The sequence below is a fragment of the Pseudomonas sp. FP818 genome (assembly GCF_030687335.1).
Classification (GTDB): domain Bacteria; phylum Pseudomonadota; class Gammaproteobacteria; order Pseudomonadales; family Pseudomonadaceae; genus Aquipseudomonas; species Aquipseudomonas shahriarae.
Map to the genome: position 1 here is coordinate 5,271,193 of NZ_CP117427.1, position 12,956 is coordinate 5,284,148.

Sequence of the window (12,956 nt, forward strand, 5' to 3'; positions counted from 1 at the left end):
GCTTGCTTTCTATGCAATGGCGATAGGCCAGAACCTTTTCGACCGCCCAAAACAAAACCCCAACTGCTTTCGCAATTGGGGTTTCGGAATTTAATCTTGACGATGACCTACTCTCACATGGGGAAACCCCACACTACCATCGGCGATGCATCGTTTCACTACTGAGTTCGGGATGGGATCAGGTGGTTCCAATGCTCTATGGTCGTCAAGAAATTCGGGTACTGAGTCGTGACCAAATGGTCTCGCTTCAGCAAATTGGGTATGTGATAGCTTTCGGTGTTTTGTGAGATTCGAACTTTCGGTTCATTTCGTCTTCACACACCGCAATCTGATGCTTTTGCTTGTTTCCAAGTCAAGAGTAGTCAAATTGCTTGGGTGTTATATGGTCAAGCCTCACGGGCAATTAGTATTGGTTAGCTCAACGCCTCACAGCGCTTACACACCCAACCTATCAACGTCGTAGTCTTCGACGGCCCTTAGGGAACTCAAGGTTCCAGTGAGATCTCATCTTGAGGCTAGTTTCCCGCTTAGATGCTTTCAGCGGTTATCTATTCCGAACATAGCTACCCGGCAATGCCACTGGCGTGACAACCGGAACACCAGAGGTTCGTCCACTCCGGTCCTCTCGTACTAGGAGCAGCCCCTCTCAAATCTCAAACGTCCACGGCAGATAGGGACCGAACTGTCTCACGACGTTCTAAACCCAGCTCGCGTACCACTTTAAATGGCGAACAGCCATACCCTTGGGACCGGCTTCAGCCCCAGGATGTGATGAGCCGACATCGAGGTGCCAAACACCGCCGTCGATATGAACTCTTGGGCGGTATCAGCCTGTTATCCCCGGAGTACCTTTTATCCGTTGAGCGATGGCCCTTCCATACAGAACCACCGGATCACTAAGACCTACTTTCGTACCTGCTCGACGTGTCTGTCTCGCAGTCAAGCGCGCTTTTGCCTTTATACTCTACGACCGATTTCCGACCGGTCTGAGCGCACCTTCGTACTCCTCCGTTACTCTTTAGGAGGAGACCGCCCCAGTCAAACTACCCACCATACACTGTCCTCGATCCGGATAACGGACCTGAGTTAGAACCTCAAAGTTGCCAGGGTGGTATTTCAAGGTTGGCTCCACGCGAACTGGCGTCCACGCTTCAAAGCCTCCCACCTATCCTACACAAGCAAATTCAAAGTCCAGTGCAAAGCTATAGTAAAGGTTCACGGGGTCTTTCCGTCTAGCCGCGGATACACTGCATCTTCACAGCGATTTCAATTTCACTGAGTCTCGGGTGGAGACAGCGCCGCCATCGTTACGCCATTCGTGCAGGTCGGAACTTACCCGACAAGGAATTTCGCTACCTTAGGACCGTTATAGTTACGGCCGCCGTTTACCGGGGCTTCGATCAAGAGCTTCGCGTTAGCTAACCCCATCAATTAACCTTCCGGCACCGGGCAGGCGTCACACCCTATACGTCCACTTTCGTGTTTGCAGAGTGCTGTGTTTTTAATAAACAGTCGCAGCGGCCTGGTATCTTCGACCGGCATGAGCTTACGGAGCAAGTCCTTCACCCTCACCGGCGCACCTTCTCCCGAAGTTACGGTGCCATTTTGCCTAGTTCCTTCACCCGAGTTCTCTCAAGCGCCTTGGTATTCTCTACCCAACCACCTGTGTCGGTTTGGGGTACGGTTCCTGGTTACCTGAAGCTTAGAAGCTTTTCTTGGAAGCATGGCATCAACCACTTCGTTAACTAAAAGTTAACTCGTCATCAGCTCTCGGCCTTAGAATCCCGGATTTACCTAAGATTCCAGCCTACCACCTTAAACTTGGACAACCAACGCCAAGCTGGCCTAGCCTTCTCCGTCCCTCCATCGCAATAACCAGAAGTACAGGAATATTAACCTGTTTTCCATCGACTACGCTTTTCAGCCTCGCCTTAGGGACCGACTAACCCTGCGTCGATTAACGTTGCGCAGGAAACCTTGGTCTTTCGGCGTGGGTGTTTTTCACACCCATTGTCGTTACTCATGTCAGCATTCGCACTTCTGATACCTCCAGCAAGCTTCTCAACTCACCTTCACAGGCTTACAGAACGCTCCTCTACCGCATCATCCTAAGATGATACCCGTAGCTTCGGTGTATGGTTTGAGCCCCGTTACATCTTCCGCGCAGGCCGACTCGACTAGTGAGCTATTACGCTTTCTTTAAAGGGTGGCTGCTTCTAAGCCAACCTCCTAGCTGTCTAAGCCTTCCCACATCGTTTCCCACTTAACCATAACTTTGGGACCTTAGCTGACGGTCTGGGTTGTTTCCCTTTTCACGACGGACGTTAGCACCCGCCGTGTGTCTCCCATGCTCGGCACTTGTAGGTATTCGGAGTTTGCATCGGTTTGGTAAGTCGGGATGACCCCCTAGCCGAAACAGTGCTCTACCCCCTACAGTGATACATGAGGCGCTACCTAAATAGCTTTCGAGGAGAACCAGCTATCTCCGAGCTTGATTAGCCTTTCACTCCGATCCACAGGTCATCCGCTAACTTTTCAACGGTAGTCGGTTCGGTCCTCCAGTTAGTGTTACCCAACCTTCAACCTGCCCATGGATAGATCGCCCGGTTTCGGGTCTATTCCCAGCGACTAGACGCCCTATTAAGACTCGCTTTCGCTACGCCTCCCCTATTCGGTTAAGCTCGCCACTGAAAATAAGTCGCTGACCCATTATACAAAAGGTACGCAGTCACCCAACAAAGTGGGCTCCCACTGCTTGTACGCATACGGTTTCAGGATCTATTTCACTCCCCTCTCCGGGGTTCTTTTCGCCTTTCCCTCACGGTACTAGTTCACTATCGGTCAGTCAGTAGTATTTAGCCTTGGAGGATGGTCCCCCCATATTCAGACAAAGTTTCTCGTGCTCCGTCCTACTCGATTTCATGACTAAGAGATTTTCGCGTACAGGGCTATCACCCACTATGGCCGCACTTTCCAGAGCGTTCCGCTAATCTCAAAGCCACTTAAGGGCTAGTCCCCGTTCGCTCGCCACTACTAAGGGAATCTCGGTTGATTTTTTCCTCAGGGTACTTAGATGTTTCAGTTCCCCTGGTTCGCCTCTTAAGCCTATGTATTCAGCTTAAGATAACCATCTTATGATGGCTGGGTTCCCCCATTCAGACATCTCCGGATCAAAGTCTGTTTGCCGACTCCCCGAAGCTTTTCGCAGGCTACCACGTCTTTCATCGCCTCTGACTGCCAAGGCATCCACCGTATGCGCTTCTTCACTTGACCATATAACCCCAAGCAATCTGGTTATACTGTGAAGACGACATTCGCCGAAAATTCGATAATACTCAATTTGAGTAACTCACAAATTTTACCTTAGCCTGATCCGTTACCAGTGAAAGTAACGTTCAGTCTATCTTTCTATCACATACCCAAATTTTTAAAGAACGAACTAGTCAAAGACTAGAAATCAACATTCACCATCGCATGGATGGAATGCTCATTTCTAAGCTTTATACAAACAGAAGCAGTAGTGGTGGAGCCAAGCGGGATCGAACCGCTGACCTCCTGCGTGCAAGGCAGGCGCTCTCCCAGCTGAGCTATGGCCCCGTATTTCTACAGGCGTTTCCCACACAAAATTGGTGGGTCTGGGCAGATTCGAACTGCCGACCTCACCCTTATCAGGGGTGCGCTCTAACCAACTGAGCTACAGACCCAATTTCGGGCTGCTTCTTTCGTCTTCTTCAATGAATCAAGCAATTCGTGTGGGAACTTATGGAGCAGCTGATGTCGTCGATTAAGGAGGTGATCCAGCCGCAGGTTCCCCTACGGCTACCTTGTTACGACTTCACCCCAGTCATGAATCACACCGTGGTAACCGTCCTCCCGAAGGTTAGACTAGCTACTTCTGGTGCAACCCACTCCCATGGTGTGACGGGCGGTGTGTACAAGGCCCGGGAACGTATTCACCGCGACATTCTGATTCGCGATTACTAGCGATTCCGACTTCACGCAGTCGAGTTGCAGACTGCGATCCGGACTACGATCGGTTTTGTGGGATTAGCTCCACCTCGCGGCTTGGCAACCCTCTGTACCGACCATTGTAGCACGTGTGTAGCCCAGGCCGTAAGGGCCATGATGACTTGACGTCATCCCCACCTTCCTCCGGTTTGTCACCGGCAGTCTCCTTAGAGTGCCCACCATTACGTGCTGGTAACTAAGGACAAGGGTTGCGCTCGTTACGGGACTTAACCCAACATCTCACGACACGAGCTGACGACAGCCATGCAGCACCTGTCTCAATGTTCCCGAAGGCACCAATCTATCTCTAGAAAGTTCATTGGATGTCAAGGCCTGGTAAGGTTCTTCGCGTTGCTTCGAATTAAACCACATGCTCCACCGCTTGTGCGGGCCCCCGTCAATTCATTTGAGTTTTAACCTTGCGGCCGTACTCCCCAGGCGGTCAACTTAATGCGTTAGCTGCGCCACTAAGAGCTCAAGGCTCCCAACGGCTAGTTGACATCGTTTACGGCGTGGACTACCAGGGTATCTAATCCTGTTTGCTCCCCACGCTTTCGCACCTCAGTGTCAGTATCAGTCCAGGTGGTCGCCTTCGCCACTGGTGTTCCTTCCTATATCTACGCATTTCACCGCTACACAGGAAATTCCACCACCCTCTACCATACTCTAGTCAGTCAGTTTTGAATGCAGTTCCCAGGTTGAGCCCGGGGATTTCACATCCAACTTAACTAACCACCTACGCGCGCTTTACGCCCAGTAATTCCGATTAACGCTTGCACCCTCTGTATTACCGCGGCTGCTGGCACAGAGTTAGCCGGTGCTTATTCTGTCGGTAACGTCAAAATTGCAGAGTATTAATCTACAACCCTTCCTCCCAACTTAAAGTGCTTTACAATCCGAAGACCTTCTTCACACACGCGGCATGGCTGGATCAGGCTTTCGCCCATTGTCCAATATTCCCCACTGCTGCCTCCCGTAGGAGTCTGGACCGTGTCTCAGTTCCAGTGTGACTGATCATCCTCTCAGACCAGTTACGGATCGTCGCCTTGGTGAGCCATTACCCCACCAACTAGCTAATCCGACCTAGGCTCATCTGATAGCGCAAGGCCCGAAGGTCCCCTGCTTTCTCCCGTAGGACGTATGCGGTATTAGCGTCCGTTTCCGAACGTTATCCCCCACTACCAGGCAGATTCCTAGGCATTACTCACCCGTCCGCCGCTCTCAAGAGAAGCAAGCTTCTCTCTACCGCTCGACTTGCATGTGTTAGGCCTGCCGCCAGCGTTCAATCTGAGCCATGATCAAACTCTTCAGTTCAAACATCTTTGGGTTTTTAAGAAACCCTAAACTTGGCTCAGCAATCGTTGGTTACATCTTTGATTTCTCGCGGAGTAACTTGTGATGCTGATAATCTTGTTGACTATCAGTCTGACTCCACAAGCACCCACACGAATTGCTTGATTCAGTTGTTAAAGAGCGGTTGGTTAAGATCTTTCGTCTCAACCGAGGCGCGCATTCTACAGCAGCCTCATTTGCTGTCAAGTGATTATTTTCAGAAGCTTTCAAGGATTTCCTCAACAACTTCAACCACTTGCGCTTCCGATCTCTCGTTAGCGGGAGGCGAATTCTACAGCGTTACACGCTGCTGTCAACACCTCTTTTTCTCCGCTTTCGACCGAGAGGATCGAAACGTTAATAGAGCCAAACAACACTGTTCTACCAACTCCTTCTGGGCTTCGATGAACTGAAGCAACTCGCTGTCGAATTCTGCATAACTCTTTGTTTACCAAGGAGTTTTCCGTTTCGACTGCGCCGGAAGTGGGGCGAATTATAGACAGATATAAATCGCCGTCAACAGTTAATTTCAGGTTTATTCGGATTTAAGCGTAATACGCGCAAATGCCTTCTTGCCGGCCTGGCAAACGTGGGTCGCGCCCAGCTCGTATATAAAGGTGCGATCGACAACCTCACCATCTATACGCACACCACCGGAACCCAGAAGGTCACGTGCAACCGCCGAGTTCTTCACCAGGCCCGCCTTATTAAGGACGGCCGCAATCGGCATCGCCTCACCAGCAGTCAATTCGATCTCAGGCAGATCATCCGGCAGCTCGCCATCCTTCATACGATTGCCCGCCGCACGGTGAGCACTGGCCGCAGCCTCCTCGCCATGGAAACGCGCAACAATCTCTTCCGCCAGCTTGATCTTGACGTCCCGAGGATTCGCACCCGCCTCCACGTCAGCACGCAACGCGTTGATCTCATCCATCGAGCGGAAGCTCAACAGCTCGAAGTAGCGCCACATCAGCGCATCAGGGATAGAAACCAACTTGCCGTACATCACCCCCGGCGCTTCCTGGATGCCGACGTAGTTGCCCAGCGACTTGGACATCTTCTTGACGCCATCCAAGCCTTCCAGCAACGGCATAGTCAGAATGCACTGAGCCTCCTGGCCATACGCACGCTGCAGCTCACGCCCCATCAACAGGTTGAACTTCTGATCAGTACCGCCCAGCTCAACGTCCGCCCGCAACGCTACCGAGTCATACCCTTGAACCAACGGGTATAGGAACTCATGTATCGCAATAGGCTGATTGGTGGAGTAGCGCTTATCGAAGTCATCGCGCTCAAGCATCCGCGCAACGGTGTACTGGGACGTCAGGCGAATGAAATCCGCCGGCCCCATCAGATCCATCCAGGTGGAGTTGAAAGCCACTTCGGTCTTGGCCGGATCGAGAATCTTGAAAACCTGGGTCTTGTAGGTCTCGGCATTATCGAGAACCTGCTCACGGGTCAGCGGCGGGCGCGTGGCGCTCTTACCACTCGGATCACCGATCATCCCGGTGAAATCACCTATAAGGAAGATCACCTGATGCCCCAACTCCTGGAACTGGCGCAGCTTATTAATAAGCACGGTGTGACCCAGGTGCAGATCCGGTGCCGTCGGATCAAAGCCAGCCTTAATACGCAGGGGTTGGCCACGCTTGAGCTTTTCGATCAGCTCGGCCTCGACCAACAGTTCTTCCGCACCACGTTTGATCAGCGCTAGCTGCTCTTCAACCGACTTCATAACAGACCCGCAAGGCTCAGATTCAAAGGGAACCAACCATACAAGATCAGGGACTAATTACAAGTTTTGCCCTGCAAACGGACACCATTCGGCGAGCCCGGCATTCGCAAGCTTGCGCCACAGATGATTTGGTTATATTTTATACAGTTATTTCATCTTCATCATGTCATTCATCTTTTCCATTTCACCTTTTCAAAGTCAAAATTACCTATGACCACTGAACCGTCTAAAGCGCCACCGCTTTACCCGAAGACCCACCTGCTCGCCGCAAGTGGTATCGCCGCCCTTCTAAGCCTGGCACTCCTGGTATTCCCTTCCAGTGACGTAGAAGCCAAACGAACGACCCTGAGTCTTGACTTGGAGAGTCCGGTTGAACAACTGACACAAGATCAAGACGCTTCTGACGCGCAACAAGCCACAACCGCGAGCGCAGAGTCGCCATTTGCGCAGATTGAAGAAAGCCCAGACGACACCAAACAAACCGCTCAGGTAGCGAAAGGCCCCGTGCATCGCGAAGTGGTCGTGGCCAAAGGCGATACGCTGTCGACGCTATTTGAAAAGGTCGGCCTACCCGCCACCACCGTTAGCGATGTGCTGGCCAGCGATAAGCAAGCCAAGCAATTCACCCAGCTCAAGAGTGGCCAAAAGCTTGAGTTCGAGCTGAGCCCTGAAGGCCAACTGACCACTCTGCACACCAAGCTCAACCACCTCGAAAGCATCACCCTGACCAGAGGCGCCAAGGGCTTTGCCTTCAATCGCGTGACCACCAAGCCAGTGGTGCGCTCCGCCTACATCCACGGCGTGATCAATAGCTCGCTGTCCCAGTCCGCAGCTCGCGCGGGCCTGTCCCATAGCATGACCATGGACATGGCCAGCGTATTTGGCTACGACATCGACTTCGCTCAGGACATTCGCCAGGGTGACGAATTCGATGTGATCTACGAGCAAAAGGTGGCCAACGGCAAGGTTGTCGGCACCGGCAATATCCTCTCGGCGCGCTTCACCAACCGCGGCAAGACCTACACTGCCGTGCGTTACACCAACAAACAAGGCAATAGCAGCTACTACACCGCCGACGGCAATAGCATGCGCAAGGCCTTCATCCGTACTCCGGTTGACTTCGCCCGTATTAGCTCGCGTTTCTCCATGGGTCGCAAGCATCCAATTCTGAACAAAATCCGCGCCCACAAAGGCGTGGACTATGCAGCACCGCGCGGCACGCCGATCAAAGCTGCCGGCGACGGCAAGGTGCTGCTGGCCGGGCGCCGTGGTGGCTACGGCAACACCGTTATCATCCAGCACGGCAACAGCTACCGTACGCTTTATGGGCATATGCAAGGCTTTGCCAAAGGCGTGAAGACCGGCGGCAACGTCAAGCAAGGCCAAGTGATTGGCTATATCGGCACCACCGGCCTGTCCACCGGCCCGCACCTGCACTATGAGTTCCAGGTCAACGGCGTGCACGTCGACCCCCTGGGCCAGAAGCTGCCGATGGCCGACCCGATCGCCAAAGCCGAGCGCGCACGCTTCCTACAGCAAAGCCAACCGCTGATGGCACGCATGGACCAGGAACGCGCCACCATGCTGGCTTCGGCGAAGCGCTAAGCGATGGCGCTCTATATAGGTGTCATGTCCGGGACCAGCCTTGATGGCCTGGACATAGCGCTGATCGAGCAAGATACGGCGGTCAAGTTGATCGCCACACATTACATCCCCATGCCTGAATCCCTGCGCGCCGAGCTGCTGGGCCTTTGCGCCAGTGGCCCGGATGAAATTGCACGCTCGGCGATTGCCCAGCAAAGCTGGGTAACGCTCGCAGCCCAGGGCATTCATGCCGTGCTTGAGCAGCAGCAACTCACTCACCACGACATCCGTGCGATTGGCAGCCATGGGCAGACCATTCGCCACGAGCCCGCCCGCGGTTTCACCGTGCAGATTGGCAACCCCGCCCTACTGACCGAACTGACCGGAATAACCGTCGTCAGCGACTTTCGCAGCCGCGATGTAGCCGCCGGCGGCCAGGGCGCACCACTGGTGCCCGCCTTTCACGAAGCGCTGTTCGGCGAGGCTACTGGTAACCGCGCAGTATTGAATGTCGGCGGCTTCAGCAATCTGAGCCTGATCGAAACCGGCAAACCCGTAGCGGGTTTTGATTGCGGCCCGGGCAACGTTCTGCTGGACGCCTGGATTCACCAGCAAAGGGGCGAAAACTTTGACCGCGACGGCCAATGGGCCGCGACGGGAAAGGTCGAGCCACAGTTGCTTAACGCATTGCTCAGCGACCCCTTCTTCCTGACCAAGGGGCCGAAAAGCACTGGGCGCGAAGTCTTCAACCTGCCTTGGCTGGAACACCACCTCGGTCGACTGCCATCGTTCAATGCCCAGGATATCCAGGCCACGCTGCTGGAACTGACCGTACAGACCATCGTCGAGTCGTTGAAAACCGCACAGCCGCAAACCGAAACCCTGCTGGTGTGTGGCGGCGGCGCCCATAACTCGACGCTGATGAACCGCCTCGCCGCCATGCTACCGACCACCCGTGTCAGCAGCACCGCCACCCACGGTGTAGACCCCGACTGGGTGGAAGCCATGGCCTTCGCCTGGCTGGCCCATTGCTGCCTGGAAGGTATCGCCGCCAACCGTCCAAGCGTGACAGGCGCCCGCGGCCTTCGTGTACTTGGCGCGATCTACCCCGCCTGAAACGCAGATAGCAAAACGCCGCTTGGCCCCATAAGAGCCAAGCGGCGTTTTGCTTAATCCGCTACTGATCAGATCGAGAAAGACGAACCGCAACCACAAGTCGTGGTGGCATTCGGGTTCTTGATCACAAAGCGTGAGCCTTCCAAACCTTCCTGGTAGTCCACCTCGGCACCTGCCAAGTACTGGAAGCTCATCGGATCCACGACCAGGCTTACGCCTTCGCGCTCGACAATGGTGTCGTCGTCAGCCACATCTTCATCGAAGGTGAAGCCGTACTGAAACCCTGAACAACCGCCGCCCGTAACGAATACGCGCAGCTTCAAGCGATCATTACCCTCTTCATCGACCAGGCTCTTCACCTTGTGCGCAGCACCGTGGGTGAATTGCAAAGCCGTGGGGGTGAAGGATTCAACGCTCATGCTGATAATCTCCCGGCGTAGCGCCGCCATATGCGTGATGACCGCCATTATCCGCTTCTCCTAGAAAAGCGGTCAACTATTGTTACGGTATATCAATCTGCCCGGCACCCCTTAAAAACACGAAAGGCCCGATCAACGGGCCTTTTGCACAGCAGCCAACGCCTTAAGGCAGCATGCCGGCGTGGGACAAGCCGAGCTTCTCATCAAGGCCGAACAAGATGTTCATGTTCTGCACAGCCTGGCCCGAGGCGCCCTTGACCAGATTATCGATAACCGACAGCACCACCACCAAGTCGCCATCCTGCGGACGATGTACGGCAATCCGGCACACGTTGGCACCACGCACGCTGCGGGTTTCCGGGTGGCTACCGGCAGGCATTACATCGACGAACGGCTCATTGGCATAACGCTTTTCAAACAATGCCTGCAGATCCACCGAGCGATCCACGACCGTTGCATACAGTGTCGAGTGAATCCCACGGATCATCGGGGTCAGGTGCGGCACGAACGTCAGACCGACGTCACTGCCCGCCGCACGCCGCAGCCCCTGGCGAATTTCCGGCAGATGGCGATGCCCCTTTACGGCATAAGCCTTCATGCTTTCCGAGGTCTCGGAGTACAAGGAGCCTACCGCTGCACCGCGGCCAGCGCCGCTGACGCCCGACTTGCAGTCGGCAATCAGGCGCGAGGCGTCCGCCAGGCCAGCTTCCAGCAGCGGCAGGAAACCCAACTGGGTAGCCGTCGGATAGCAACCCGGCACGGCGATCAGACGCGCCTGCTTGATCTGCTCACGATTAACCTCTGGCAAGCCGTACACCGCCTCTTCAAGCAGCTCTGGAGCACCATGGGGCTGACCGTACCACTTGGCCCACTCATCGGCATCCTGCAAACGGAAGTCCGCCGAGAGGTCAATGACCTTGGTCCCTGCGGCCAGCAGCTCGCCGGCCAACGCATGGGCAACACCGTGGGGGGTCGCGAAAAACACCACATCGCAGGCGCCCAGGGTCTTGATATCCGGAACGCTGAACGCCAGGCCGTCGTAATGGCCGCGCAGGTTGGGGTACATATCGGCAACGGCCAGGCCGGCCTCGGATCGGGAGGTAATGACCACTACCTCAGCTTGCGGATGCTGAGCCAACAGACGCAGCAATTCGACACCGGTGTAACCCGTGCCGCCGACGATACCGACCTTGACCATAAACCTGCCCTCAACGAACCCACTGGAAAGCCGTCGATAATAGGGGCCGTATCGTTCTGCGACAACCGTCAAGGTGACGTACGCACGCTCTAACCTCTACTATCTCCAGTTACCGTGAACCTGGGAATAACTAAAAATGCTTTATCTATGGCTCAAAGCCTTCCATATCGTCAGCATTGTCTGCTGGTTTGCCGGGCTGTTTTACCTGCCGCGCCTGTTCGTCTACCACACACAAAGCCAGGATGCCGTCAGCCAGGAACGCTTCTGCATCATGGAGCGCAAGCTGTACAAGGGCATCATGCTGCCGTCGATGATCGCCACGCTGGTATTCGGCATCTGGTTGATCAGCCTTAACCCGAGCATCTTCAGCCAGGGTGGCTGGATGCACGCCAAGCTGACCCTGGTGGTGATCCTGATCGGTTACCACCATATGTGTGGCGCTCAGGTAAAACGTTTTGCTCGTGGCGAAAACACCCGCAGCCATGTCTTTTATCGCTGGTTCAATGAAGTGCCGGTTCTGATATTGCTGGCTATTGTAATTTTGGTCGTCGTCAAGCCGTTCTAACTCTACTTAGCCGCACTTAATCCGGGGTACTTCCAATGTCGCTGCCCGCTTTGCTTGAACAACGTCTGCGCCTGCCCGTGGTGGCTGCGCCGATGTTCCTGATTTCCAATCCGCAACTGGTCCTGGCGTGCTGCCGCAATGGCGTGGTCGGGAGCTTTCCGGCACTCAACCAGCGTGAAAGCAGTGGCTTCAAGGCCTGGCTGGAAGAAATCGAAGCGGGCCTGGCGCTGCTGGACAACCCTGCGCCCTACGCGGTCAACCTGATCGTGCACCACAGCAACCCGCGCCTTGAGGCTGACCTGGCGATTTGCGTCGAGCACAAGGTGCCGATCGTTATCACCAGCCTGGGCGCGGTCAAGGAATTGGTAGACGCCGTACACAGCTACGGCGGCCTGGTGTTCCACGACGTCACCACTCGGCGCCATGCCGAAAAGGCCGCCGAAGCCGGGGTCGATGGGCTGATCGCGGTGGCGGCAGGGGCTGGTGGCCACGCCGGCACTTGGAGCCCGTTTTCGCTGGTCGCCGAAATTCGCCAGTTCTTCGACAAGACCCTGTTGCTGGCCGGCTGCCTGAACCATGGGCACGAAATCCTCGCCGCGCAATTGCTCGGGGCTGATCTCGCGTATTTCGGCACGCGCTTTATCGCCACCACCGAAAGCCACGCCCCCGATGCCTATAAAGAGATGCTGCTCACATCGCGCGCAGCCGATATCGTGCACACTCCGGCGGTGTCCGGCGTACCTGCAAGCTTTATGCGCCAGAGTCTGGAAAACGCCGGTTTCGACCTCGCCGCCCTGCAAGGCAAGGGCGAAGTCAACTTTGGCTCCAAGCTCAAACCACTCAGCGACGAGGCCAAAGCCTGGAAGACCGTATGGTCCGCCGGCCAAGGCGTCGGTGAGATTGACGATTTACCCAGTGTCGATGAACTGGTTGCCCGCCTTGATGCCGAATACCGCAAGGCGCGCGAGCACGCAGCACAATTGCGCTGGCCGCGCTGAC

General features: G+C 55.0%; 7 protein-coding genes, 2 tRNA genes and 3 rRNA genes. 4 read left to right on the forward strand and 8 right to left on the reverse strand.

The features are described 5' to 3' along the window. Window positions 1-94 precede the first annotated feature (94 nt). From rrf to tyrS, 6 genes are all read right to left on the reverse strand, one after another. Window positions 95-210: ribosomal RNA gene (gene rrf / locus PSH80_RS24080) — 5S ribosomal RNA — on the reverse strand. A gap of 172 nt (window positions 211-382) precedes the next feature. Then, window positions 383-3,273 (reverse strand): 23S ribosomal RNA (locus PSH80_RS24085). 248 nt (window positions 3,274-3,521) lie between these two features. Further along, window positions 3,522-3,597: transfer RNA gene (locus PSH80_RS24090), tRNA-Ala, on the reverse strand. 30 nt (window positions 3,598-3,627) lie between these two features. Beyond that, window positions 3,628-3,704 (reverse strand) — tRNA-Ile (locus tag PSH80_RS24095). Window positions 3,705-3,785: 81 nt separating this feature from the next. Then, window positions 3,786-5,322 (reverse strand): 16S ribosomal RNA (locus PSH80_RS24100). The 16S, 23S and 5S rRNA genes sit together here with 2 tRNA genes alongside, the layout of an rRNA operon. Before the next feature lie 553 nt (window positions 5,323-5,875). Beyond that, a complete protein-coding gene (tyrS, locus tag PSH80_RS24105; protein ID WP_057960770.1) occupies window positions 5,876-7,075 on the reverse strand; it encodes a tyrosine--tRNA ligase in 1,200 nt (399 codons plus the stop codon). A gap of 210 nt (window positions 7,076-7,285) precedes the next feature. Between tyrS and PSH80_RS24110 the strand changes: the two genes are divergently transcribed. Beyond that, on the forward strand, window positions 7,286-8,680 hold the full coding sequence (locus PSH80_RS24110) for a peptidoglycan DD-metalloendopeptidase family protein (RefSeq protein WP_057960771.1): 1,395 nt from the start codon (window positions 7,286-7,288) through the stop codon (window positions 8,678-8,680). 3 nt (window positions 8,681-8,683) lie between these two features. Beyond that, entirely contained in the window at window positions 8,684-9,775 is a 1,092-nt protein-coding gene (locus PSH80_RS24115) for an anhydro-N-acetylmuramic acid kinase (RefSeq protein ID WP_198792504.1), read from the forward strand. A 68-nt stretch (window positions 9,776-9,843) separates the two neighbouring features. Here PSH80_RS24115 and erpA read toward each other — a convergent pair whose 3' ends face one another. Then, on the reverse strand, window positions 9,844-10,194 hold the full coding sequence (gene erpA / locus PSH80_RS24120) for an iron-sulfur cluster insertion protein ErpA (protein ID WP_003176443.1): 351 nt from the start codon (window positions 10,192-10,194) through the stop codon (window positions 9,844-9,846). A 163-nt stretch (window positions 10,195-10,357) separates the two neighbouring features. Next, the gene (gene argC / locus PSH80_RS24125; RefSeq protein ID WP_057440338.1) at window positions 10,358-11,392 is read right to left on the reverse strand and encodes an N-acetyl-gamma-glutamyl-phosphate reductase; all 1,035 of its coding nucleotides are present in this window, start codon (window positions 11,390-11,392) and stop codon (window positions 10,358-10,360) included. Between the two features lie 136 nt (window positions 11,393-11,528). On the opposite strand from argC, the gene hemJ reads away from it, so the two are divergent. Together hemJ and PSH80_RS24135 are read left to right on the forward strand one after the other, a co-directional pair. Then, window positions 11,529-11,957, forward strand: coding sequence for a protoporphyrinogen oxidase HemJ (gene hemJ, locus PSH80_RS24130; RefSeq protein WP_305418542.1), 429 nt, complete (start codon window positions 11,529-11,531; stop codon window positions 11,955-11,957). 35 nt (window positions 11,958-11,992) lie between these two features. Continuing rightward, a complete protein-coding gene (locus PSH80_RS24135) occupies window positions 11,993-12,955 on the forward strand; it encodes a nitronate monooxygenase family protein (protein WP_057440336.1) in 963 nt (320 codons plus the stop codon). Window position 12,956: the final 1 nt, after the last annotated feature.